Source organism: Vibrio sp. 811 (assembly GCF_033339195.1).
On record NZ_JAWOUB010000007.1, the window covers coordinates 133,848 to 157,585 of the forward strand.

The following is a 23,738-nucleotide window of genomic DNA, read 5'->3' on the forward strand; positions in this document are numbered from 1 at the left end:
GGTCCCCTATGGCAACTTGTGCAGATTTTACTCTTACTTGTATAGAGGCTCATGTTCAGACAGGGTCGACAACAAACTTTTTAGCAATTTTATTCGGTGGTTGGGTACATCACCTTTTTGGTAATCAGAGTGTAGAAGCGACATTGACGCCTTTAATGGTCATGTTGGGGGGGCTCAATTTCTTAGCCCTACTCTATGGATCAATAAATGTCATATATAACTCTGGTCACATCATGATGAATGCTGCTGCTACAGGTCATGTCTTTGGGAAAATGTCACCATACGTTCCATTAAGAATTGCAATAGCGTTGGGGTCATTGGCACCTATGATTCATGCTGCTGGTTCTTTTGTATCGGTAGGACAAGCTTCTGGGATGTATGTAATCGTCCATGGTGCGGGAGCAGCTGATGTATCCTGGAAAGCTGGAGTAAATGATTATGTGAATCATACTGGAGCGCAAATAGCGTCTACGAATGTAGGAGAAGTGTTCTCAGTTGGAGAAACTATGGTTTCTATGCTTTCTTGTGCTGAGTTGTTTGAAAGCTCAAATGATAGAAAATTCACTTTAAAATCGATTAATTCAAATGGGACATCTAGCATATTCCCAACCGACTCATTTCCATCATTTTCACGAATCAGCTCAATGTACCCTAATTCAAGCGGGTCTTCTTCTCTTAATTATGTCGATGAGCCTATAGGAAAGAATGGGGCTGAAAATACTGGCGCTATTTTAGAATTTCGTGGAGGAGCCTGTGGTTCAATCAGGTTTGATTTCGCCCGTAAACCTACTGCTAGCTCATCAGTGGAGCAAAAGCTTGCATATTACTCGAACTACTATGGTACAGAGGCTACGTTCACTTTCATGTCAGAATTACACACGCTTGTATCGAGTATGTTATCGCGGCTGAAGAACGCAGATTTATCAAAATATGTAACGGCAATGCGAAGAAGTGATGACTCTTATTATCGTGAATATTTACTCAATGAATTAGGCTCTAAAGAGTTAGCTGAAAACCTATTCAAAGCGCACGTTGATTTAGCAATGTGTAAGTCTAAAGTTGTAGAGCGCGGTTATATGGGGGAGTTATCTCAGTCTTGGCAGGGTCAATATGAAGCAAGTCGCTGCGGTAGTTCTAAAGCGAATATCAGCATATCAGGCTCATCCTCGCTGGTCGAAGAGTTAACAGAAGGGGGCTGGATGATGGCTCCTCTAGCGTTTAGCCGTATGAATGGAATGATGCAATTAGCTTCATCTGGAGTAGGTTTTTCATTAGACAATGTAATGAGTACAAATATACCTGAAAGAACTAGTTTCTGCCGTTCTGTATTCTCATGGATTCCAAGTATAAACCTTTTCGATTCCTCTCTTGATGATGAAATAGATGAAGCAAACGAATGTAAGACGTATTGGCTGGCAAGCAATTTTCCAAAGTTCACTTGGAACTTAACTGAACAACTTGCAATGAGTGGAGACATAAAATCAGATTGGCCTGAGGCGCAGAAGTTGAATAACTGGTCCGCACTAATGGCCGTTCACTCGACAAATGAAAACGCAAAAGCAGCGGCGACTGGCAACGAGTCTGCAATAGTATCTGTTGCTTCCGGAATATTAAGCTCAGCTCTAAGCCTTGGTAATTATAATGGTAATCTGGCATCTGCAATAGAAACGCCAGGGATGAGCGGCATTGACTATGATGGAGCTCTATTCGACGTTACAGGGTCTACAAATGCTTTGGCGTTATTATCTACGTTAGGTGAAGCGCTTAAGAACATTTGGTACATCGTTGTATTGGCAACTGAAGGCGCAGATGTAATCAAAGGTGCCCTCGAGAGTTCTGCTTTGTCAGCTCCATTCGCTATACCTTTGGCCTTCTTCGTTAAAACAGTAGCCCCATTGGTTGTATCAAGCCTTCTAGGTGCTTTTATATTAGGAAATGTATTGCCCATGGTGCCAATAATTACATTCCTATTTGTTGTTACCGCTTTTTTCATCATTTGTGCCGAAGCTCTGGCAGGCATTGCCCTGGGCAGTGCTTTATTAGCTTCTGCTGCAGGTGAAGGGCTAATGGCTGTTCATGGTCTAAGAATGGCCGCTCTCTACGGAGCAATATTCCTGAGGCCGACTCTTCATGTAATTGGACTAATGCTGGGGTTTGCAATGTGTAACCTCAGCTTAGCTTTCCTTAATAGCGTTTGGTGGAAGTCAATTGGAGTTAATCTACCTTCCTCTTGGGACCTTTTTGATTTAGTTATGCTTACAGGAGGATATCCTATCGTTCTATTTGGTTTACTTACTTATTGTCTGAAAGCTCCGAACTTATTAGCCAACAATTTAATGTCTTGGGTTGCTACGGATGCTATTGGTCAATTTGGTGATTCTGAACAGTACCTATCAGCAACCAATGGTACCTTCAACAAAATGTCTGATGCTTTTAATGGTTCACTTCAGAAACAACAACCTCAACAGGATCAGCAAGGCAATGAAAATAATGGCAGTGGTAATAACGGAAATGGCACCAAAGGAAATGGTGAAAAGTCTGAACGACCACCAAGTGCAAGCAAATAGGACTATGTAATCTATGATACTTTCAACTGTTTTTAAAAGCGCTACAAGCAAAAAACCTAATGATTGGACATGGAATATGTTTAGACTGAGGTTTTGGACTGAGTGGGTTCATATAACCCCTATAGATAGAGCACTGGAGAGTATTCATAATGAATACAGGCTCCCTGGAGGCCTACTTAATGAAATAAAGTCTGCAAGAGATTATCAGCAATCTTTTGACCCTTTAACGTCCCTGCCTTATCTAGACTCATACACCGAAGTCAATAGAGAGTATCTACTGAAACATGGTTATAGCTTGGTTGAATCGAGTGTGCTTTCAGAGGCTAATGGAGGTATTCCTGATTTGCAGAAAGACAGAAATCGTTTGTTGGTTCTAAAACACGAGGAGCGTCCCAGTGATTCCAATGAGCAGCTAGCAAACGATATGCTTGAAATTAACCCTCATCTACCTCAGTTGACTGCCTCTGAATCAGCGAACCGTTTGATTTTAAAAAAAGGGGAAGATGGACGGTATGATTTAACCATTCAGCGTACCGAAGAGAAGCCAACTACGTACATGGAACTTGTTAGAGCTGTCCCGGCCCATATGAAAATGGTTCCGTTCATGGAGACCCCCGTACACTTCAATCTTGTACCTTTTGATGAGGTTGTTAAAGCTGGTTTCGACATGAATGATGAACAGGTTGAAGGCAAAGCCAGAAACCTACAGCTGTCTATTTGGCTAACGCTATTTTTTGTATTGGCTTTTTGCTTCTTTGCTGTAAACAGTGTTGCCAAATTCATTATTGTAACGATAGTAACCTCGGAGGTTCAATTTAGTTACCTAATGACATCCATGTATTTGACCTTGCTAAGTGCATTTACTTCCTTTATCTATTTTCATTACCTGCATTTATATTGGCAATATGACACCAATCGCTTTGGTTCTGTGTATTCATTTTTAGTTGCCATCAAAAAAGATCCTATGCGGTTACTGCCACTTTCCAATAAAGCCGAGGTAAATAATGTTTAAAACCTTTGTGATTTACAAGTTACCTGAAGACTTCAACTTGGAGCCAAATCTGCACTCTGAAATGTTTGAAAGGTTGAAGGCTAAACCTTTGACTGGTGCGATTAAGACTAAATATGGCTGGGCTGAGTTACTGCAATCAAATAAACCTTACATTAAGCTGGAAAACGATTATATTTTTCGTATAGAAAAGCGCTTTAGGTCTGTTGCATCTAGTACATTGGATGAAGCTGTCAGGCAGAAAATGATTCAGCTTGCACAAGATTCCCCCAGGACATGGGGAGTAAATGCCAAGGTTTCTTCACAAGATGTCAAGAATTTACGTGAAATGTGTGAAAACCTTCTTATACCGAAATCGCTTACACGTTTCAAAGATATCATTGTTTGGTTTAATACTGAGCTAAAGTTTCTTTTTATCGGTTCAAGTGGAAAAAAAGAAGTTGAAGCGATTATTGATTTATTCAGGCTTACATTCAAAACATTTCCTGCGAGCCCGCTAACAGTTAATAATGATGTTTCGAGTGTATTTACTAGTTGGCTTAGCAGCCTGGAGTTACCGCCTACGTTGGCAATTAAAAATGGTGATATTGCATTTGAGAATAGAGCGAACGGTGCGAACAAGGTGAGATACAGTAACCAGGATATTGAGTCAGATGAAATCAATGCTAATTTACTAGCGCAAAAGCGCCCACTTCAACTATCTTGCGAATGGAACGCCACTTTAGGGTTTACTGTTAATAACGAATTAAAGTTTTCTAAGATCAAGCAACTAGGGCTGTTAAAAGAGAAAATAAAAACGGCCAATAAGGAAATGGAGATCAATAATCCCGCCCAGGAGATGGAAGCAAAAAGAGTTAAAGATATGACCTCCTACACTTTAACTCGACTGTCAATATTGAACCTTATAAAAGAAATCTTACCTTCATTAAATAGCTCAACTGGATTCGCTGGTGGTGCGCAATCGAATACATCCGAGCTAATAGAGGGATTTGTTGAAAGCATTGATTGATGTATAAGGGCCATGATCTCGTGTTTATCGTGAAGAACGCCACGTAGATGAGCTGAAAACATTAAAGGGAAATGATGAAATTGAAAAGCATATTAACATTAGCTATCGCACTGCCTCTTTTGAGTGCTTGTGACCTTGTAGATGATTATAACGAAATGGTCAGTGAGCAAATGGCTGATATTACTATCTACATCTCACCTGTAGCTGAGCTACAGATTGATGATAGTGAAATTGGTTATGTTCATGGATTCGAAGAGTGCCCCTACGAGTCCGTAAATTGGTTGTTTGGGTACTCTCAATCAGTGGGAGGCAATAATTGCATCAAAATAGGTCCTGAAACAGAAAACATCCAAGTGCGAGTTATAAACGACCAAGTTAACTTAATTGAAACATGGAATGTATCTAGGGTTGGTGATGCCGTTTCACTAACTAGACCAAACGGCTTCAAAGTCCGTGAACCATCTAACCAGTCGTAGGGGGAGAAGGATGCCTAAGCCTCGCGGTAGGTTTATCGGCCACAAGCAGTTTGCAGTCGATCCCAATTGGGTTAAAAGCCAACAAGAGATTCGAGCTCTCAAAGAGCGAAAGCGTTTTGTTGAGTGGTCGAAAAACTGGATTACGGTAACTCGACTAAAAACAGAACGATTGTGGACTGATTCAGCTATCAAGAAGTGGCTTGGCGAGCCAAAAAAACAAGCAAAATACAAAGTATTTGCTGTGGAAGATGTTAGAAAAGCTGAACGGAAAAAAGCGTTTAAAGAGTGGTTAGCACCTCGACTAGATAAAAAGCTGGCAACTAATCCACACTTTAAAATCAAGAAGATTGGAACTGTATAACAACCAAGGGGAAAATATGGTTATGTATAGCACTCAAGCTATAGAGAACATTAGAAATGCTGTTTGCAGACTAAGTTCGCATAAGCTCAATCAGAGTATCAATGGCCTACGCGAAAAATTGCAGGATAAGTCAGCATAGTTTTGCAAGATAAGTTGACAAAAAAACCATTGAAACACTAGATGTTGTACGCACTGGTAATAGAATTAGCACATATAGGTTTTATGTCGTTAATTCTGCAATTTATGCAAACTATTACTGCAAAAATTAAGAAAGTCATTACTATCGGAGGACAATAGACTTTGATCGGAAATGTGCCTTTTCAAGCGATTCTTAGACTGTAAAAAGCAAAGGTTTGATCATTTTTGAGGCGTATTGGTACCAGAAACACTGTGGAAATGACAATAAAGATTGATCAATCTCTAGCAAACTATTGGAAAGAACTGATTAAGGGCAACCTGTCAGACCTAGTCACATCGAGATAAAGAAACTCACAGATTGCATTCAGACTAATTCAGATAATGGCTCTTTTTTCATTGTCTTAATCGAGGTTCATTGTCTTCAAAAGCCTGTTTACTGCATAGTAGATGTAAAGCCCTAGTTGACTCCCTAAAAAGAACCACCACCAGACCAAGTACAAATCAATTACATCGAATTTACCAAACAATACCTGCTCGAAATCTAACATTGATTCTGTAAGTGGTCTTTGTGCACCCGGCAAGCCTAGCCTATCAAATGGTACATCACTAAACTCAAGATAACTTAGTAACCAAACGGGCATATATAGAAACACTTCTGTATCAGCAATTGAAACTGCTATAGCACGTAGATACTCATATCCTTTGTATAGTATTAGAAGGCCACCAAGGCCGATTAGATAGTGATTGGGTTTAAGGAGTTTCTCTGTTACGTATGATAAAGGGATTAGGACCGTCCTTACGAGCTTGCCCATTACGTAGTGAACGACTCCTGTAGTTACATAAAAAAGTAGAGCCGGAGTACGAAGAATTCCAAAGAAGATAGCAAGAAGTAGGTTCATAGGGCATACCTTAAGCTTAGTCTATAATATATTATAGTTTGGTATGCCCTGGAAGGGAAGATATTTAAGGGTAATAGCAATAGATAGTTGCTAGTGCTCGGTTTTCTCTAGGTGTTTCCCAAAGTTTAGTTTTGAAATTATACGAGTAAAGGCGGACAAGAAATTGTGAGCCAGATGCATTTTTTGTAACACCGATTCGGTTTAATGAATAGTCAGATACGACTACACCGTTCGCTGAGTGGTAACGCTTACTATCTTGCCAGTCTACAACAATTCTATTTGCCGCATAACCTGCACCATCACCACAATTTACACCTTTAATTGCACCAACTCCGTTTATTGTAGCGGAACCTTGGTGAACATATTTACTTGTTAGGTTTGAGAGAGCTACACCCCCTCTCGATGTCAAACGAATGTCTCTTGTTCGAGAAACGCCATTTGGGTCAAAAAACATTGAGGGGTCATTGAAATCAACAACGGCTCCAGGGACATAAAGAGAGCCATTCTCGAGAGTTGATATGTTTGAACCAGTACCGATTGCCAAGCCCCCTGCGAAATTATTCATTTGCGATGAATTGGTTTGGTTGATTCTATTCCGTACTGTAGCTTGGTCTATTGTTGCTGAGCCTATACTAGCTGTATTTATATCGCCGTTATTGATGTCAGCTCTATTAATATCAGCACGATCAATGTCAGCGTTATCGTAATCAAGGTCAGTGCCGCGAACACTAGTTAAGTTTGCCGAATTGGAGCGTAACGTGTCAATAGTTCCGGAGTTCGCGTCTATGGAATTGACGTTGATGTTGTTGAGGTTGCTGGTTCCATTCAAATCGAGTCTAAATACAGGGTTTTCTCGGTCCACAATGCTAGATACTTCAAGGCGGTCCATATTATCGACATCCTGTCCATTCCAGTCGATTGTAGCTAACGGTGAGTTTGTACCATGGATACTCAGGTCATCAGAGAAGCTTGTGCCCCAAGTGATATCCATAGTAATGATACCTGTATCAAAGTCGCAATCCACTTGCGAGATAGAGGTGCCTGAATTTAGGTTTGCCAAACCTCCACCAGCAATCCGGGCTATAGTACATGAACGTTTGACTCCGTTTTCACCAGAGAAGTCAAATCCCCGAGTTTCAGCAGTATTTGAGACAGTTAATTTGAGTTCGACCTGGGTTCCATCATTTGTAACTTCAGTTTTGTATTGCATGTTATCCCCAATTCTAGGGGAATCTTCGAAGTCACAGAATAGGAACTCAGATGTTTGGGTACCACCACAGGTGTTTGGCTTCAACCACATTGTTCCAATGTGCTCAGCACCGTTTTGGAAGGGTTGGCCCGGCTGATTCCATTGGGCTAATGCGCCACTTTGTCTTGAGGCATTCTTGATAGCATGAAGCAGCGTTGCTATACGCTGCCCTTGAAGTTGGTCTACTTGAGATTCGTATTGATCACTTTTCATCATGAGGTAAGTGGACATGATGATACTTAAAGCGACAGTAGAGGCCAATATGCCAAGTTGAAGGAAAAAGCCTCTTTGTCTTTTGATTGAGGTTCTAGGCAGCATATTGGCCACTCTTAGTAATAATGATTAACGGTTGATGAATGTGATTGCTACTTCATCGCCAGATGCACACTGTGTTTTAAGAGTGTCATTGCCATCAATTCGCGTACCTTCAACCTGGATCTCAACGAAATTTTGGAATACACGGCCAACCAGGAGGTTGCACTGATCTGTTTCTACGTTAGAGAATGTGAAAGTGTAGAACTTCCCTGTACCTGTGGACGTAATGCCATCACGGTTAGTAGCAGTATCAACGCTTCCACAGGTCAAACCGTTGTCAGAGAATGGAGTTGTAAATTCATCTTGAGTTGCACTTAACCAACTGGATGGCCAGATGTTCTTGTCGTAACAATCTGTATTGTCAACAGATGCGTAAGAACCGAAACCACCGACTGTTCGTCTAAGTTCGTCTGAAGCTTGTAGTAAAGCTTTCTCTGCATCATCGACAAGTTTTTCAGCCCCGGAGTCTCCCATGGTAGTTGCATAACCAACAACCATTACCCCCAAGAATGCCAAAACAAGCTGGAGTTCTGTAGATAGAAATACACCACGTCGCTTTGCGTGAATACGGTTAAGTTTATTTGGATTATTACGTTTAGGTTTGAATAACATAGCTATTTTTCCTTGTTAAAAGCTATTGGATTTTATACATGATTGATATATATCAATCAAGTGGAATATCAGTGTTACAACTTGTTAATAGAACTATCAAGGTTAATTAAGGTTTTGGCCAATTGTAGAAATGGAGAGACCTACTATCGCGTTTACACTTAACACAGCCATCATGCAGCCTAGCATGATCCCTGTCGTAAGCTTTTTCACGAGCGTTTCAGTGTTAGCAAATACTTCTTCGGTGATATCGTCTAGTTTATTTGTAAAGTCTGAGGTTGTAGCATATGACTCAATCTCAATTCTTGGTTCTCTACTAAAGAAATCACAAGCGAGAGCTTGCCCCTCACTCTTTCCTCCAATCATGCTTAGACGCATTTTTTGACACCAATGTTTTACATATGGCGTTGAGTGGGAACCTACCAGCTTTAGTGCCTCTGAAGAAGGCATCCCCACTTTCAAAAGGGCGTTGAATGTTTGCAGAGTTATAGCAGAGTTAATCGCGTCAACAACATTCCAAGGTGGTAATTTAGTTAATCTCCGATGTATTTGATTGGGTAAACTCCAAACTACCCATACTCCGTAAATTACAAGAAATGCAGTAACAAATGGGCTTATCTCGTATACAGTTTTTGTAAACTCTCTTGCAAAACTCATCATTGGAGTTGGTTTTATATTTAGTCCTTTGAACAACACTGCATAGATGTATAAATGAGCAAGGCTACAAATAAGCATGATTAAACCAACACCTATGATAGGACCGACTATCCCTAAAAAACCAGCCCCCCTCATCTGTTGTTTACGCTGCAGCTGACTGACACAAATACGTATTACCTTATAGGCAGCTGTTTTTTTCTCAATTGCGTAGGCAACACCAATCGTAGTTTTATCAAAGAATGGAGCGAGCATATAAGAGATAACTGGTTTGTACCTATACCGGTCAGCCAGGTATTTCACAAATTTTGTTTCTGGAGATTTTGGTTGTTGGGATTTATAGGCCTCATAGAGGGAGTCCAATACATTTAAGATGGAATCACCATCTGCTAAACGTGATGCAATTTTCTCTAGAAGTTGAGACTTTCTCTTTGAGCCCACACGATAGTTTGTAGACTTTAGCTTTAAGGTATCAATGAAGTCATCACTAAGGTATTGACTCTTTATTTTGAGCAATTTTTGGTTAATATCGTTTTCCATTAATTAAACCTCTGGGTGGTAGAGAGAAACATTTAGCTCTTCACGAACCAATCGAGAGACCGCAAGTTGATCGATTTCACGTTCTATCATCTCAGGGTCCAATATCCCTTTGCACATTTTATAAATCGCGTGCTCTAACTTAGTAAAACCACCAGTGTTTAGCCAATGAGCTTTAGCCAAATCATCTTCGTTTTTAGCCCATAGGTTTCTGATTGTTTGATCTGGCGCCAAGACTTCAGCTACAGGTGTTCGTCCAACACGGCCATCTACAGAATAATTACACTCTTTACACCCACCTTGCTTTGCGAAACGTATGTTCGGCAGGTACTCAAGTAACTCTAGGGAAGATAAGCTTTGTATTAATGAATAAACTAATGGAGAGTTATTCGGAAGCTCATCATAACTTCGACTACAGGACGGGCACACGGTTCGTACTAAAGACTGAGCAATGATGACAGTTAGGGTGTTTGATGATTGATAGACTGATCTAGCTACACCGAAACCGTCCAAGCGACCTGGTACATCACAAGAAGATGCGGCATGTATTGTTGAGAAACATACATGGCCAGTTCGGGCAGATTCAATTGCAAATTTTGCTGAATTGTAGCAACGTATTTCTCCTGTACCCATGATATCTGGGTCTAGTCGCATGAAGCTTTCGGAAATTCGTTCAAACTGCTTGGTTAATGTGTTCATTTCATTATCAGAAGCGCTAGAGTTATCTTCTAAGTTAACTTGTGAAACGCCCTCTAAGTTCATCTCGATAGGGTTTTCGGCAGTAACAAACTTCCGAGTAGATTTGTACAGGTCTTGTAAGTAATCGATAACTGAATACATGGACTGGGTCTTACCAGAACCTGTAACACCAGCAAACAGTATATTTCCTTGTTTTTTACTGGAGTGTTTTTTAATCAACAGCGTTTGAACTGGGTGATATCCAGCTTTATCTAGCTTTCTTATAGAGGATTTCTCCCCTTTACTGGTAATCCTGCATACTAGATCTCCACCGCCCTCAGTTTCTCTTGGTGCAAATTCAACACGCATTTCAATTTGAGTATCGTTATACGTGTAGATAAATTTACCAGATTGAGGTTCTTTCCAGCTTAGGTTATTACCTTGGATGCTAGAGCCGGATGCTTCATCCCCACCGATGATGTTGTAAGCAACATCAACAGTCTCGTAAAGCCTATCGTATGTATATTCTTTGAAATCAATTAAATCGCCATCTACACGTATACGTACTAACGTGTTGCCAGGTATATTAGATACTTCAAAGTGAATGTCTGACGTTGCAGGGTGTGATTCTAAAACAGACGCAGTGATCGCTTTAAAACTTCTGCCCTCATCATCTTTAGATTGGTTTTCTTCAGAGCCCATGAAGATGACATCAGCAAGTAATAGGATTAGGTCTTCTGAGCACTTAAGATTAATGACTTTTGTATGAGTATGATCGGTATATCCCAAATCATCTCTGATAGTCGCTCGAACTTGTGTGATTGACTTTGAAAAGTCTTCTGTCATTAATACGGTAAGGTAGTTGTATCCTTCTTCCACACCTTGAATATGGCCATCCGAAATAAGGAATTTTTTACCATAAGCTGGATGTAACACTTTGTGCTTGTCAATGATACCACCTAAGGCCCAAGGAAGTTGTTCTCTAGTGTCGTATGTTAAGTCGTTAAAGAAGTGTGAACTAGAGCTACTACGACTACCAAAGTACTTTATTAAATCACCAGAAATTGAATCTGACAAAATGTCGTATTCGTTTGCGCTGGATTCTACAATGCTGGTTGCAGGTCTATACTCTGCTAAGTTAGTACTAGTCATGAAATTCTCACTTGAACATTAAACCTTGAGAGGGAGAGTCATTAATTAATGTAGGCGCCGGGGCTCCAAACATACTTGATTCTGAAAGCTCCCCAATCTTCTGCTCGATAATACGGTCTCGGAATGTTTGCGCTTTCTTAAAGCGGTCAATTGCTTCGTCAGAGGTTTTAACCGTGATATGTCGTGCTCTTGATTTGTCCATTTTGTGAGTTGAATAATCGAAAGGCATGACTACAGCGCCTTGAAATGACAGTGAATCTACATACCAGTCCCCAAAGCTCTCCCCTTCTTTTAAAGTTTGGATAGCCCCCTTATGCCAAAACTCACCTTTCAACTGACCAGCTATCTCATAAATATCTGTAACGAAGATTTGTTTTTCCATTTCGTTTAGCAGAGCATTAACTTCAGCTTCTCGTTGAGCTCTACGTTTTGTCCTAGTCTCCTCCTGGAATTTTGCTAAACGCTCTTCATCCGATGCCTTCTCTTTTTTCGGTTCAGACCCACCGTTTAGTAATTTGTTATTTTCTATCAAAAGCTGCTGATACTGATTGTCAAGCATTAACATCTTATTAGCATGCTCTTTTTGGGCTCGTATCAACTCATTTTGCGAGAGTGATTTGTTTTCCTCTATAGAGAGGCTTCGTTGTTTTTGGATGTCTTGGTAAGTCTGCCCGGATTGATCATTTGCAAAAGTTGTAAAGCTCAACAATTGGGTCGCGATGCATAGGGTAATAGTATTAATTTTCACGTAATGAAACCTCTTTGTCTTGTTGATTAAGAATGCTACTTTCGTGTATGTACTGCATCTTAAGAACGATCTCTTCTGTTTCCAGATTTATCGAAATGCTCTGTATAATCATGCTTTTAAATTTGTCGATATCGTTAGCTAGTTGGTCCAAATAGTTAAATGCCCAACCAAACCCACTTAACGAAAGTTGTACATTCACAACGGTGTAATCTATTTGTGGGTTTCTTACTTCAGTGGAATATGTTTCGTTTTTAAAAGGGATCTCCCTTTCTGTTTTGCGGTTTGCTGAAATCGCTCCGTACAGTCTTCCATGTGTCTTCTCTGCTTGTTGCTGAATGAAGGTTAGTAAGTCTAGGTAGTGGCCGTGAGTTTCCTTTATGAAGATAAAAGCGTCACTTTCATCAAAATAATGGTCTGGTTTAGGAAGCGGTACTATTTGAGACGTAGTAATCTCTTCTCCAGAGAGTGAATAAGTGATAGTTCCATCGAATTCGATGTTGTCTCTAAAATTGGCAACCGTTGTCCCTCCGTTTTTCCACAAAACGGTCGTCTCATGAAAAAACTCTTGGTCTGCTGGTTTGTCTACTGTTGATGAGTCTCTAGTAATGATTCCTTTGGTAACGAGATCGACAGTCATTGGGAACCATCCACCAACATCAACAGGAAGAGAGTTAATATAGGCTTTAAGGTTCAAAATGACCTTTTTAGGATCTGATGCGGTTAAACGTTGAGTAAGCCATTTTGCTTCCTCTTTAGTTGCATTTGCCTTGTCTATTCTCTCGATTTTTTTATGATTCAAATCGTTTTCAGCTTGCTTAGCTAGAGTACTGCTTGATGCTTTCTTCACCATTGAATCTATGTCAGGAATTACATACTCTTGCTTGGAGTTAGATTTAAATATCTGCACACCTATCAAAAATATAATTCCAAGAGCCACAAATACGATGTGGGATGGTTTTATCTTTGATAGAGGGTTTGTGTTGAGTAGCTGCTCAATTGTTTGAATTTGAGCGAACTTTTCATTAGGTACAGCTTCACATATGACGTCATATGAGTGCTGTTGGTACTCTGAACGTGACTCTTCAAATAGTTCTGAGATATTTTCTGTTATCTCATTAGGGACTACATAGCGTAATTTTACGTGATGAAGATCGTACATTTGATAATGGTCGAAGATCTGTTGGATAACTTCTTCCACCGTTTCAAATACCAAATCATTCTCACCACCAGCTGGGCACTTATCAATTACCAAAAGATACCAATATTTACCGGATGGTAGCTTTTGTATGAAGAAAGCATTCGGGTGATCGACACAAATAGCGCGAGCGACGATTGCCGCCGCGCTGTAGTATTTTGTCGTTATGCTTTGAGCGAAACCGATTGTTGATTTTGGTGCATCATCAATTGTTGACCCTTCAACAATTACTGCATTTGTAGCGTCGTATTTGTTAACCAGATTTTTGATATGGATGGTCTTATCGGATTCTGAAACCTCGTACCAATCTAAACCGATGTAGTGCCTATCAAATCCAAGTTCTTCTAGTGACTGCATAAAAGGACCTAATTGGGTTAAACTTTTTCGATATGAGGCGTGATAATTACTAGCATCACTGAGCGTGTTTTAGCATTAGAGTCATTGCCACCAAACATCCATAGCAAATCGCCTAGAACTGACTGGTTTTGGCCATTGTCAATCACTTGCTCGAACCCAGTCATAACCATTGTTTCGCCTGAACGGATATTTCTAGCGCTAACCATGGCAGTAACAGTTCTGTCTGTTAGTTGAAGTTGTGTATTACCAACTTCTAGTGGGTCAATTGCATTTAAGGTACTTACATCAGTTACGATACGGACAGCAATTGTTCCATCTGAGTTAACACGTGGTGAAGCTAAGAAAACAATACCGTTTGTTGTTGTATCTGTGCTTGCAGATTGTGTTACAACATCACCAGATACACTTTGGTCGATTTTATCCGCATATTTCTTTTCATTTACGAACTGGACTGGAATAACATCATTGTTTGGTACAGTTGTCGTAATTGACTTTTTAAGCGAAAGAGATTTAGTCCCCTGAAGAGCCTTCAATGCCATTTCAGTGCCTTTGAAGCTACCATCACCGATACTCAGCCCTAAACCACCTAACTTAGCTGCATCACCAACTGGAACTCCATCGATTTTAAGTTCGAAGTCATTCTTAGCGTATTTAATAGATTGCTCAATGCCGTAATTTGATTCGTCTGTAGTGATCAGTTCCCATAGCTCTATATCGAGCCTGATCATCTTTCCAGCAGTAGAATTTGACTCATCAATAAAGTTCTCAACAATTCGCAGCTTTCGAGGTGTGTCAGTTACAGCAACCATACTTAGTGCAGGTAACACTTCTACTTTTGCATCTTCAGAAGCAATGGATTTAATCCCCTTGAGGAGTTGGTCCATTGGTTTCCCTAGGTCACGGTCAAATGAATATGAGTGAGAACTCGAAGTTTGAGAGCTTGTCCCCTCGCCTTGCTGACCACCGCTAGTAGACGAATTGATACTTGATTTTAAAGTTGTACTACCAGCATATTGGTCGATCCGAAAGTGTCTAGTTTCTTGTCGGTAAAAGGATACACGACCATCAGATTGGTATTTCCACCATAGGTTGGTTTTTGCTGCGATAGCATCCAACACTTGCTTTAAAGCAACGTGCTTTTCAAAGTTCAGGGAAATAGACACTTTTGCGCCATCTAATAGTGACCCTTTGTTCGTATCTGTATAAAGTGCCGAAACGTCTAAATCATCACCAGTAGAATCACTTGTACCACCGCTTGCTTTGGAACTTCCAGAGTCTTGGTTAAGATACTTGATAGCGTCGCTAGTAAAGCTAATGTAAACCCCATACGAGGCATACTTATTGTTCAAATAGTCAATCGTGTCGCTAAGGGGTTTAGAGCGATATGACATGAATTTACTCGGGGTAAGAAAAATCTCTGGAAGGTCTTGCCTTTCTTTTAACTTGAAAGGTTCCCCAAGAATAACGTAATTATTGTCTTCGCTGTAGACGCTCTGATCTATACCGGGTTTAAGTCTGTGTTTTTGAATCGTCTCAGTGGCAGCGTCTGCCTGTGCTGTCGCAACTCTATTGGCATCTTTACCAGGAGTACTACAACCACTGACAAGCGCGATAATGGTTAGTGTGAGAGCTTTAAGTTTCAATGTGTTGTTCATTACTGGTAAGTCCCTTTTTCAGTAGAACCGCCTTTTAGGATATGAGCAGCACCAATTTCAGGGCTGTAACTAATCCACAATGGTTCTTTTGTTTTTAACGTCTCCTTAAGCACTCTATCTAAGACTCCGTCTCTTCCTGTTAGGTCACCAATCAATACCGAACGTGATTTAACAGGGAAGTCGTATTTAGAGCCCCAAATAATGTCGATATTGGACTTTGTATTCCAAACCTCAAAGTTCTCTTTAAGTGACAGTTTAGGGTCTAATGTCCAGAGTTTTGGTGTTCGTGTCTGAAGGTACGTAAGGTGTTCACGATTTTTGGATGCAGCCAACACTCGTTCTTGTTCATTTAGAACAATATAAATACCGGAATTTAGTTCCTGTATCTTAGCAACAGCACTGCGCCAATTAGGTGAAGGTACCCAGGCTAATTGGTGGGAAGAGATGCCTGGTCCAATATTTACCCGCCAACCAGCTGGTGCTAAAGCATTCAGTATTTCGTGAGCAGGTAATTTATTTTGGTAACCGACTTTAGATTGGATGTCGTTTAAACCATAAGCTGTATCTGACTCGTATTCAGTAAATACAACCCCCGCTTGCGCGCTACTCATCACGAGTAAAGGTAAAATTAATCTTAATTTCATCATAGTAACCCCTATTATTTTGATAAATATACGTCATTTTCGGATAACAAACAATAAACGAAGCTGTAAGGTAACCTACGAATAAGAACAATTTCTTATCGGTTATCTGGCTTCCAAATTTCGTTTTTTCGATATGGCAAGTTGTTGCCTTGGTTGTATTTTGACAGGAGGTGTATAAAAAACTCTAATGGTGTCCTTTTGGTAAGAGAGATTAAAGACATTAATACATAGAAAACACACATGGCTTTAAGGTAGTTCCAGCTGAACATTATTGGCAATGTCAAAACCGGGACGATTGTAGACCCGTCCATAAGTAGGAAAAGTGGTCTTTTCATCGCATTTTGTACCGCTTTTCTATCCAGCTTCGGTTTATATTCCATTATTCTGATTCCATAAGGAGATATTCTGGCCCAATTTCACTGTTGTGATATAGGTTTGCGATTTGTTGAGAAAAGGTAAGCTCTTGTTCCTTTAGGTGCCTTCTTACTACTACAGATATCTCTGTGTCAGATTTACACTTCAGCATTTCTTCTCTGATTTCTTCAGTTAGATATAGGGTTTCTCTAACAGCAATCCTTTCACCGTCGAGAGTTCTAACTAGTATCTGAGCGACAATGCCAGAGAGTTGACTAATAAAACCAGCTAATACAGCCAGCTTATTTTCTCCATCTATCATATTGTAGATGCGGCTCATCGCTGTCTCGCAAGAGTTTGCATGTATTGTAGCCATCAAGAAGTTGCCAGTGTTAGAAGCGTTAAATGCGTTTTCGATTGATTCTTTACTTCGTATTTCGCCCTGAACGATGATATCTGGACGAAGACGAAGAGCAGCTTCAAGGCCTTGATTAAAACTTTGAACATCGGAGTCTGTTTCAACTGAACCTACTTCATGAACTGAAATACTGTTACCAGGAGCAATCTTTACTCCCTCATAATTAATTTCAGGTGGGTCCTCAAAAACTAAGATATGCTTACCAAGGCTGGGAGTTTTTAGCACTGAAGTTACAATTCCGGCCATAGTAGTTGTTTTGCCTGTGCCTACCCCTCCCACAAACATAAGAATACCTTTACGGTTATGCTTTACAAGATTGACTAGCTCCGGCTCTATACCCAAAGATTCTGCGTCCTTTGGTGTTTTAGGGTTCAACCTACCAACCATCTTATAGGTCTTTCCATATTCAAGTGACCTTGAGGTAATAGCTGCAATGCGGAAACTCCTAATCTGAGATTGATCATTGGGGTTTTTGGTAACGAATGCAAAAAACGTAGGAGTAGCTGCATTAACATTGTTAATCAGCGATTTTTTGGTGCCGAGCATATATTCAAGAATATTACGGCATGCGTTAGGTTGCATTTGTTTATCAGTGATTTCCCTGATTTGCCCGTTTACATCGATTCTGATTCGATAGTTACAGTCTATTAAAATGTCTGAAGCACCGTACTCAATTGCTTTCCATATGACAGTTTCGATATCTACTTGTGTCATTTCGCTTGAAACAGGTATTAATGGAATATCATTCATGGTAGGTGTCACTCTTCAACGAGAATGGATTTAATTTGGTCGTGAGTAAGGCCTTCAGTTTCTACTTTAGAAACAGCATCCCTACGTACAGAGCCCCTAGGGTCTTTTATTACTGGTGAAGAATAGAGATCAGAGTTTGTCTGCCAAACTGCCTCACCACTCAAAGATATGAACTGAGTGCCTAAACCTAATTGGTCTCCTTGTACCGTAATTCCTACATTTTCAATAATCATATCTGGCTTTTCTATATATCCGGACTCAACTAAATTCACGTAACGGATCATGGCTGTTGCGTCAATAAAAGCATTAATTACACGAGTTCTCATCTCAGCAATTGCTTGTTCTGAGCCCATGGCCCATCCCTCATCAAGAGCTGAGTTGAAGATCTCCAATTCTTCTGAATTTCTAGGTAAAAGTTCGTCAATTAATGTGGTCGGCGTAAGTGAATTTTTGTCGTAGAGATAGTCAGACCAATGCGGTTTCCTCAACACAGGCTTAGGTTGTTCTCTCAATCGATAGACAAGATTATCGGTCCTGATAATCGTAGCTTTTGTGTCTCGCGTTATCGCGGCATGAGCTTCTACTTTGTCTACCATACCTGGACGAAGGTACTTGGCTTCACCTGAACTTAGATTTGCAGAAGCGTTAATGAGATGCTCGAAAGGTAGCAAGCGGTCAAAGAGGTGAGACTTGCTATCCACTACATCTGTTAAGCGCTCCATCGTAGCTATATAACCATTCGCACTGCCAACTTCTTCAGCTCTTTCGCGGATCGACTCAATTCTGAGTGCCTCTTCACCATCGCTTACTAGTTGTTGTCTAACCTTTACATCTTTTAGTTCACTTAAGCTGTAATAGGTGCGCTTAGATTCATCTGCCAAAGTGGTAACACTGAAAAATAGACTAGCAATTAAACAAATAGCAGTATTGGTTCTCACGCTTTTGTCTCCAAGTATTTAACGACAATCGTCTTAAGTCGGTTATCGACCATGATGTCTACCTGGGCACCCTTTTCAGAGTCAATAATCTTTATTGCGTCGTTTATTGGTTGATCCTTCAGTTTAATACTTACAAACACGCCACCAGGTGGTTTTTGGCCATAAGTAAATACTCGATCAGAACCATAACCTACTGTCTCAGCAATACCTTTTACGGCAGTTTCGACTTCACAATCACAATTCCAGTCAACAACCTTTTCAAAACCAGGTAACACCATTGTAGAGAGCATGCGCTCCTGCCTTCTCTGCTCAGGGCCTTTAAGTGCTTGTGCATGTGCACTTCTCGTTTTTGCTAACAATCGGAGCTCGTCAAGCATTTCAACTGCATATGGCTCAAGATCGCCAAAAGCCCTTTCTTCAGGGCTCTTTTCTAAGTGCCTTAAATCTTTGACTTCATTAGTTGCGCACCCAAGAAGTAGAGTAGAAGCGAATGCTATGCTAGAAAGCTTAAAGACGTTCATTTTGTTTCCTCTTCGTTGCATTGATGCAAAGTGTTTTAGCTGTATTCAGATTTGAAACAGTGATGATTGATTCATCCGTACTGATGTTTTGGTTAATGTCTGGGTGGTAATACCTAACTTTTTGATGGAAGGCTTTCTTGATTTCAGAAATATTGAGGGACGTAATAGGTAGCCCTAATAATTTGAAAGCCTGAACTTCTTCTTCAGAGAAGTTAAATGGGTTTTGTTCATTCAGAGTCGGAGAACTGTGAGATCTACTGGCATTAGAGGGTCTTTCTATCTGAGAGGAAATTGAGTTTGTATAACCAAACCCACGTATCTTCGCTTGTGCTTCCTTTCTTCTAACCGATTGTTGTTGTTGCCGTTGCATAAAGTACAAATATGCGATGCCAAATAAGGCACTCGTGAAAACACCGAATGTATAACTCGCGGACAAATAATATGTAGCAGCGAAAGAAGTGATGAGTATGGAAGCCAAACCCAATATTTTTTCTTTAATTAGTTCGAACACAATAAGATGTCTAATAGCAAATAATAGCATAAATCTATGCCATTTTTGTCTAAAATACAATAGCGAAAGCTGCTAGCATAGGCTTATTATTGAGTCAAATGTTAGTTTAAATTTGCTAGTCTCAGAAGTGATATCGGTTCAATAGACTAATTACTCAACAAATTGTAGAAATATTTGCGTAATGCGACCTACAAATAGGGATATAGCTCACACATATGCAACAAATGATGAAAATTTATTTAAGTTTCACTCTTCATGGGTGAAAATTAGACATAACGGCAGTTAATGTTTAGATACAAGTCACATGATTATTTGCGTCTATTCTCAAAAATAAGAAAGTATTAATGGATAAGAATCATTACAGCGAACTGTTCTCCGACATATTCGCTACAAAACAGAATGAAGGTGGTGCGGCATATTTAATCAATCGTGAGGCTAATCTTGAATTAGTTTCACGGTTAGGTATTAATCATCGTGACGTTAGGCTTAATTCAAAAGAAAGCTATGTTTCAGACCCTAGCGCTAGGCTTTTAGAGAAAAAGTTAAAGGTAGCTCGAGGTTGGCTAGACGCAGAACATGAAATTATTAGCCAAACTCAACTTCTAACAATTAGAGCCAACAATGTTTCGGCGCTTATTGTTTCTCCTGGCTTTACTAAACAGTCAAAGCACTTTCTCTCTAAGATAGTTTCATCTACACCTATGAGCGGATATCAATTTTTGTTTGATGAAATCACTTTCGAAGAGCAGTCCTATTACTTACGTAAAATGGAAGAGTTCTTGGAAATTGAAAGAGCATGTCTTGATGATGAGGCATTTATGGAAGGGCTCTACTAGCGAGAAAAGTCGAAGTCATTATCAGGACGCTGTTGTTTGATACCAATGGCGTCCTTTTCATTTACTGGTCCAGTTATACAAGATTCTAGCCTCTGATTTATTGTTTGTTGACTAGGTTCAAGTACATTAGCTTTCTCAACACTCTTCAAGCTAATATGGTCAAATCTCCTGCCAAACTTTGTCTCAAATTCATTCAGAAAGAAATTGATATCTTGTACAGCATTTGGATTAACTTGCCATTTTGTTAGCAAACTTGGCAAATTTGTAAAACTGGTATTATCGAATTCACTTCTTCGAGCTGGTGGTATTGCACTTAGTCTGATTTGTAGAATGGTGCCGATCATTCTATTTTGTAGTTGGAGAATATCTTGTTGTTTTTGAAAGTTCTGACTTGAGAACTTTTCAACTGACACTTTGAGTTTTTCTAAATCCATTTTTTAGCCTAACTCAAGCTGTGCAAAGGCAAGTGGTCTAACAGATGACTGAAGAATAGCCTTCTTGAACCAGGTCATTGTCATATGATAGTCATAGTTACAAGACACGATTTTTTCAGCGTAGTGGTCATGAGGATAATTCATAGCGATTGACTTAAGGATTTCATAGTCAAATATTTCTAACTTTAGATCTTCAAATCGTTGATCTAAAGAGTTTTTAATTTCAGGTAGAGGTAGCTCATCACCGCTTTGAATTTTCTTTATGATTTTCTTGTCATTTTCAAGAACATTTAAGAGCAAGTACTCTGAAATAGAAAGCACATAGCTTGTAAAATTTGGTAATGTCTTTAGAGAGATTGGGTTCATATATTTTTTGTTTTAAGCTTGTGCCCATCGGTTCTATTGATGGCAAAGGTAACTCCTCTTTGCTTCACCAGGAACCAATCCAGTCTTTATAAATCTTGCTTATGTATCAATATAAGATATACATAAACAAGGGTATTTGCCATTTTTTTGACAACTAACGTACTACTTTGGGGGCGATATGAGTGTAAATTCATGGGAATTTCAACCAGACAACGAGTTTTCTGACATAACAGATGATCTGAATCATCAGGATGTAGTATCAGAAAAAACCTCAGATCGAATTGTTAATGTACACGATAAACACCTAAGCCCACAAAGTACAACTTTGCAAAGCAATGATGTCTGTTTGAACGCCTTTAATCAACAAAAGCAGGACGTTCGTCTATCTGAAGTTGGCGGCAAGTCACAATCAGTGCAACCTTCTGCCACAAAATCAAACGCTTACTTCCACCCAAATAGTCAAATTAATCTCTATAACAAGTCATTAAATTGTGCAGCGGTGATTCGATTAGGAAACATAGCTAACAACCTAATTTCAATTGTTGTAGACATTTGCCCAGAACATAACGGTCGCTCAAGTGATTGGAACAACAAAATCTCAGTTGCCTTTTCTCACACTGAACTTATTCAAGCTTATTCCCTATTTCTTCAAAACCTTAAATGCCTTGATTTCAAGTTAAAGTTTCACCAACAACAAACTGGGCCATTGTCTATAGGATTTAAAGAGAGCTCGATTTATGTAAGCACAATCATCTCCGGTAAAACAATAAGCCTTACAGGAAACATCGCCCAAAAGATAAAGTTTATGGCCCAATTAGAAGTGGCTACAAAACACTACTTCGCTACTGCGTTTCCAGATTTGGACCAAGAACGAATTCTGCGTCAGGTAGCTTTGATTTAGTGTTTTTGTAGTTCGATATTAGAAGCTTCTAGGTGACCAGTAGCTCTCAGATATCTTTTAACAGTACCCATATTTGTCCAATCACCAATAGACATAAGGTCGACTGCATTCATCTTATGAACGACATGCCCATCAACTACCGCTCCACAACGTGCCGAATGCCCTGACCAACAACGACCATTAAATACACTTTGTCGTTCATATGCTTTTCGGAACAATCTAAGTACGGATACACCATTCATAGGTTTTAATGGGTCCTTAAGCTGTCCATTCTTCAGAATCCAACCAAAAATATAATATTCCTGATCTTCGACTGGTCTTGAAGGGGTTACATGGTTGTAAAGCTCTACTCCATTTTCTACAAGTTCAATATATTTCTTTACGATCCCTGCATACCTGCCAATGATAGACTTTTTGGGTGGCGCTGCAGATGTCTTAGATTTTGTCCTCACTATAGTGACAGTGTCACTAGAAATGATGACGTTTTTACGTTTTAAAGTAAAGATCTCTTCTTCACGAAGAGCAGTAGAGTATGCAATGGTCATGTATGCTAGGTCTTTGAAAAGCTTTGGCCCAGCTTGTTCAAGTGTCCCAACTATTTCGATCTGCCTGTTCAAATCGCTTGCTCTGAATGGTGAAGCAACTTTTTGCTCTACCTTTGATAAATCAGATTCTGCCATATCCTTTTTTACACCCCTGAAAAAGTCTTTTATAAGCTTGTCTTCAGTAACGTTGGCGAATCCTAGTTGATTCAAAAATATGGCTATGAGGTTCTTTCGGCTCATTAGTGTCGCATAAGACACTTTCTGTTCATTTTTAAGGTGTAGTATCCAGTAGTAAAACATTCTTGGATGTATAGGAAATGCGTAGGCTAATTCAATATACTCAGTAAATCTTATCCAAGAGCGAACAGCGGAAAACATGTTTTTTTGTGTTGCCTTCGAAAAACCACCACGTGTAGCCTCGAATATGGCCATGTTATCTAGAATTGTCTTTAGGTTTGGGTGATCAGGGTCAATTGCACCGTCAAGTTCAGGCAAAGGGATTTTAAATCGTGAAAGATTTTCTTTTTCTTTGTTATTGCCTAGTTCTAATGCCTTAATCTTTTCTAATCCGGATGCAGGAATTGGTAAATTTTGCTTAGTAATCTCCACGTTCACCTCCAAAAATAAAGTGTTACGCTGTCACCTGTAACGCTAACCTTAACGGCCAAAAAGTGTAATATAACTCAAATTATACTACACTTTATAATCATGTCTATTTATACAGTGCTATTTGTTTGTTGAGTTTATATGAATTATTCGAAGATTAGCTTAACGAAAACAAAGCGAGGTACTAAAGTAAAACCCACATAATAACCCATGGTTCTACATAGTCTGCTAGACTGCGTAAGGGAATATTACTTGAATATAGATAAAAAAAAGGCAACATTTAAAGTTGCCTTGTGCTGTTAGGTT

The 23,738-nt window shown here is 39.7% G+C and carries 23 protein-coding genes; 7 read left to right on the top strand and 16 right to left on the bottom strand.

The window, feature by feature from the left end; translation table 11 throughout:
- The first annotated feature begins 8 nt into the window (after positions 1-8).
- From R7Q46_RS13330 to R7Q46_RS13350, 5 genes are all read left to right on the top strand, one after another.
- Complete coding sequence (locus R7Q46_RS13330) at positions 9-2,567, top strand: DotA/TraY family protein (protein WP_086484014.1); 2,559 nt, start codon at positions 9-11, stop codon at positions 2,565-2,567.
- 13 nt (positions 2,568-2,580) lie between these two features.
- Positions 2,581-3,579, top strand: coding sequence for a hypothetical protein (locus R7Q46_RS13335; protein WP_083123145.1), 999 nt, complete (start codon positions 2,581-2,583; stop codon positions 3,577-3,579).
- A complete protein-coding gene (rdgC, locus tag R7Q46_RS13340; RefSeq protein WP_025767016.1) occupies positions 3,572-4,585 on the top strand; it encodes a recombination-associated protein RdgC in 1,014 nt (337 codons plus the stop codon). The genes R7Q46_RS13335 and rdgC overlap by 8 nt, the downstream gene beginning before the upstream one ends.
- Before the next feature lie 80 nt (positions 4,586-4,665).
- A complete protein-coding gene (locus tag R7Q46_RS13345) occupies positions 4,666-5,061 on the top strand; it encodes a hypothetical protein (protein ID WP_213899640.1) in 396 nt (131 codons plus the stop codon).
- Between the two features lie 10 nt (positions 5,062-5,071).
- Positions 5,072-5,422 (top strand): hypothetical protein, encoded by a 351-nt coding sequence (locus tag R7Q46_RS13350; protein ID WP_042776347.1) that lies wholly within the window; start codon positions 5,072-5,074, stop codon positions 5,420-5,422.
- 539 nt (positions 5,423-5,961) lie between these two features.
- Here R7Q46_RS13350 and R7Q46_RS13355 read toward each other — a convergent pair.
- From R7Q46_RS13355 to R7Q46_RS13415, 13 genes are all read right to left on the bottom strand, one after another.
- Complete coding sequence (locus R7Q46_RS13355; protein ID WP_025634132.1) at positions 5,962-6,459, bottom strand: hypothetical protein; 498 nt, start codon at positions 6,457-6,459, stop codon at positions 5,962-5,964.
- A 64-nt stretch (positions 6,460-6,523) separates the two neighbouring features.
- A complete protein-coding gene (locus R7Q46_RS13360) occupies positions 6,524-8,026 on the bottom strand; it encodes a hypothetical protein (protein WP_025767017.1) in 1,503 nt (500 codons plus the stop codon).
- Between the two features lie 24 nt (positions 8,027-8,050).
- Positions 8,051-8,635, bottom strand: a complete 585-nt coding sequence (locus R7Q46_RS13365; RefSeq protein WP_025767018.1) for a hypothetical protein — start codon at positions 8,633-8,635, stop codon at positions 8,051-8,053.
- Between the two features lie 102 nt (positions 8,636-8,737).
- Entirely contained in the window at positions 8,738-9,826 is a 1,089-nt protein-coding gene (locus R7Q46_RS13370; protein ID WP_025767019.1) for a hypothetical protein, read from the bottom strand.
- Positions 9,827-9,829: 3 nt separating this feature from the next.
- Positions 9,830-11,653, bottom strand: a complete 1,824-nt coding sequence (locus R7Q46_RS13375; RefSeq protein WP_025767020.1) for a GspE/PulE family protein — start codon at positions 11,651-11,653, stop codon at positions 9,830-9,832.
- Positions 11,654-11,660: 7 nt separating this feature from the next.
- Positions 11,661-12,401 (bottom strand): hypothetical protein, encoded by a 741-nt coding sequence (locus R7Q46_RS13380; protein WP_069489435.1) that lies wholly within the window; start codon positions 12,399-12,401, stop codon positions 11,661-11,663.
- A complete protein-coding gene (locus tag R7Q46_RS13385) occupies positions 12,391-13,953 on the bottom strand; it encodes a hypothetical protein (protein ID WP_025767022.1) in 1,563 nt (520 codons plus the stop codon). Before R7Q46_RS13385 ends, R7Q46_RS13380 begins: the two co-directional genes overlap by 11 nt.
- Before the next feature lie 17 nt (positions 13,954-13,970).
- The gene (locus R7Q46_RS13390) at positions 13,971-15,596 is read right to left on the bottom strand and encodes a hypothetical protein (protein ID WP_318077548.1); all 1,626 of its coding nucleotides are present in this window, start codon (positions 15,594-15,596) and stop codon (positions 13,971-13,973) included.
- Positions 15,597-15,607: 11 nt separating this feature from the next.
- Positions 15,608-16,255: a hypothetical protein gene (locus R7Q46_RS13395; protein ID WP_025634121.1), complete on the bottom strand. Its 648-nt coding sequence runs from the start codon at positions 16,253-16,255 to the stop codon at positions 15,608-15,610.
- A gap of 376 nt (positions 16,256-16,631) precedes the next feature.
- Positions 16,632-17,774, bottom strand: a complete 1,143-nt coding sequence (locus R7Q46_RS13400; protein ID WP_025634117.1) for an ATPase, T2SS/T4P/T4SS family — start codon at positions 17,772-17,774, stop codon at positions 16,632-16,634.
- Between the two features lie 8 nt (positions 17,775-17,782).
- On the bottom strand, positions 17,783-18,712 hold the full coding sequence (locus tag R7Q46_RS13405; protein ID WP_025634116.1) for a type IV secretory system conjugative DNA transfer family protein: 930 nt from the start codon (positions 18,710-18,712) through the stop codon (positions 17,783-17,785).
- Positions 18,709-19,233 (bottom strand): DotD/TraH family lipoprotein, encoded by a 525-nt coding sequence (locus R7Q46_RS13410; RefSeq protein WP_025634114.1) that lies wholly within the window; start codon positions 19,231-19,233, stop codon positions 18,709-18,711. The genes R7Q46_RS13405 and R7Q46_RS13410 overlap by 4 nt, the downstream gene beginning before the upstream one ends.
- Positions 19,220-19,774, bottom strand: coding sequence for a J domain-containing protein (locus tag R7Q46_RS13415; protein WP_025767024.1), 555 nt, complete (start codon positions 19,772-19,774; stop codon positions 19,220-19,222). Before R7Q46_RS13415 ends, R7Q46_RS13410 begins: the two co-directional genes overlap by 14 nt.
- Positions 19,775-20,088: 314 nt before the next feature.
- On the opposite strand from R7Q46_RS13415, the gene R7Q46_RS13420 reads away from it, so the two are divergent.
- Positions 20,089-20,580: a hypothetical protein gene (locus R7Q46_RS13420; RefSeq protein WP_213899642.1), complete on the top strand. Its 492-nt coding sequence runs from the start codon at positions 20,089-20,091 to the stop codon at positions 20,578-20,580.
- On the opposite strand, the gene R7Q46_RS13425 is transcribed toward R7Q46_RS13420, so the two are convergent.
- Positions 20,577-21,014, bottom strand: coding sequence for a hypothetical protein (locus tag R7Q46_RS13425; RefSeq protein WP_025634110.1), 438 nt, complete (start codon positions 21,012-21,014; stop codon positions 20,577-20,579). The two genes, R7Q46_RS13420 and R7Q46_RS13425, sit on opposite strands and share 4 nt — an antisense overlap.
- Before the next feature lie 3 nt (positions 21,015-21,017).
- Positions 21,018-21,380: a hypothetical protein gene (locus R7Q46_RS13430; protein ID WP_025634109.1), complete on the bottom strand. Its 363-nt coding sequence runs from the start codon at positions 21,378-21,380 to the stop codon at positions 21,018-21,020.
- 178 nt (positions 21,381-21,558) lie between these two features.
- Here R7Q46_RS13430 and R7Q46_RS13435 point away from each other — a divergent pair, with 178 nt between their 5' ends.
- The gene (locus R7Q46_RS13435) at positions 21,559-22,281 is read left to right on the top strand and encodes a hypothetical protein (RefSeq protein ID WP_213899643.1); all 723 of its coding nucleotides are present in this window, start codon (positions 21,559-21,561) and stop codon (positions 22,279-22,281) included.
- Here the strand turns inward: R7Q46_RS13435 and R7Q46_RS13440 are convergent.
- Entirely contained in the window at positions 22,278-23,435 is a 1,158-nt protein-coding gene (locus R7Q46_RS13440) for a tyrosine-type recombinase/integrase (protein ID WP_213899644.1), read from the bottom strand. The genes R7Q46_RS13435 and R7Q46_RS13440 overlap by 4 nt on opposite strands.
- Between the last annotated feature and the right edge of the window lie 303 nt (positions 23,436-23,738).

Coding starts and splice junctions, on each gene's coding strand:
- R7Q46_RS13355 (WP_025634132.1), bottom strand. CDS start 6,459: ATGAACCTACTTCTTGCTATCTTCTTTGGAATTCTTCGTACTCCGGCT.
- R7Q46_RS13350 (WP_042776347.1), top strand. CDS start 5,072: ATGCCTAAGCCTCGCGGTAGGTTTATCGGCCACAAGCAGTTTGCAGTC.
- R7Q46_RS13370 (WP_025767019.1), bottom strand. CDS start 9,826: ATGGAAAACGATATTAACCAAAAATTGCTCAAAATAAAGAGTCAATAC.
- R7Q46_RS13435 (WP_213899643.1), top strand. CDS start 21,559: ATGAGTGTAAATTCATGGGAATTTCAACCAGACAACGAGTTTTCTGAC.
- R7Q46_RS13330 (WP_086484014.1), top strand. CDS start 9: ATGGCAACTTGTGCAGATTTTACTCTTACTTGTATAGAGGCTCATGTT.
- R7Q46_RS13335 (WP_083123145.1), top strand. CDS start 2,581: ATGATACTTTCAACTGTTTTTAAAAGCGCTACAAGCAAAAAACCTAAT.
- R7Q46_RS13395 (WP_025634121.1), bottom strand. CDS start 16,255: ATGATGAAATTAAGATTAATTTTACCTTTACTCGTGATGAGTAGCGCG.
- R7Q46_RS13365 (WP_025767018.1), bottom strand. CDS start 8,635: ATGTTATTCAAACCTAAACGTAATAATCCAAATAAACTTAACCGTATT.
- R7Q46_RS13375 (WP_025767020.1), bottom strand. CDS start 11,653: ATGACTAGTACTAACTTAGCAGAGTATAGACCTGCAACCAGCATTGTA.
- R7Q46_RS13385 (WP_025767022.1), bottom strand. CDS start 13,953: ATGCAGTCACTAGAAGAACTTGGATTTGATAGGCACTACATCGGTTTA.
- rdgC (WP_025767016.1), top strand. CDS start 3,572: ATGTTTAAAACCTTTGTGATTTACAAGTTACCTGAAGACTTCAACTTG.
- R7Q46_RS13400 (WP_025634117.1), bottom strand. CDS start 17,774: ATGAATGATATTCCATTAATACCTGTTTCAAGCGAAATGACACAAGTA.
- R7Q46_RS13415 (WP_025767024.1), bottom strand. CDS start 19,774: ATGCTATTATTTGCTATTAGACATCTTATTGTGTTCGAACTAATTAAA.
- R7Q46_RS13420 (WP_213899642.1), top strand. CDS start 20,089: ATGGATAAGAATCATTACAGCGAACTGTTCTCCGACATATTCGCTACA.
- R7Q46_RS13425 (WP_025634110.1), bottom strand. CDS start 21,014: ATGGATTTAGAAAAACTCAAAGTGTCAGTTGAAAAGTTCTCAAGTCAG.
- R7Q46_RS13360 (WP_025767017.1), bottom strand. CDS start 8,026: ATGCTGCCTAGAACCTCAATCAAAAGACAAAGAGGCTTTTTCCTTCAA.
- R7Q46_RS13430 (WP_025634109.1), bottom strand. CDS start 21,380: ATGAACCCAATCTCTCTAAAGACATTACCAAATTTTACAAGCTATGTG.
- R7Q46_RS13410 (WP_025634114.1), bottom strand. CDS start 19,233: ATGAACGTCTTTAAGCTTTCTAGCATAGCATTCGCTTCTACTCTACTT.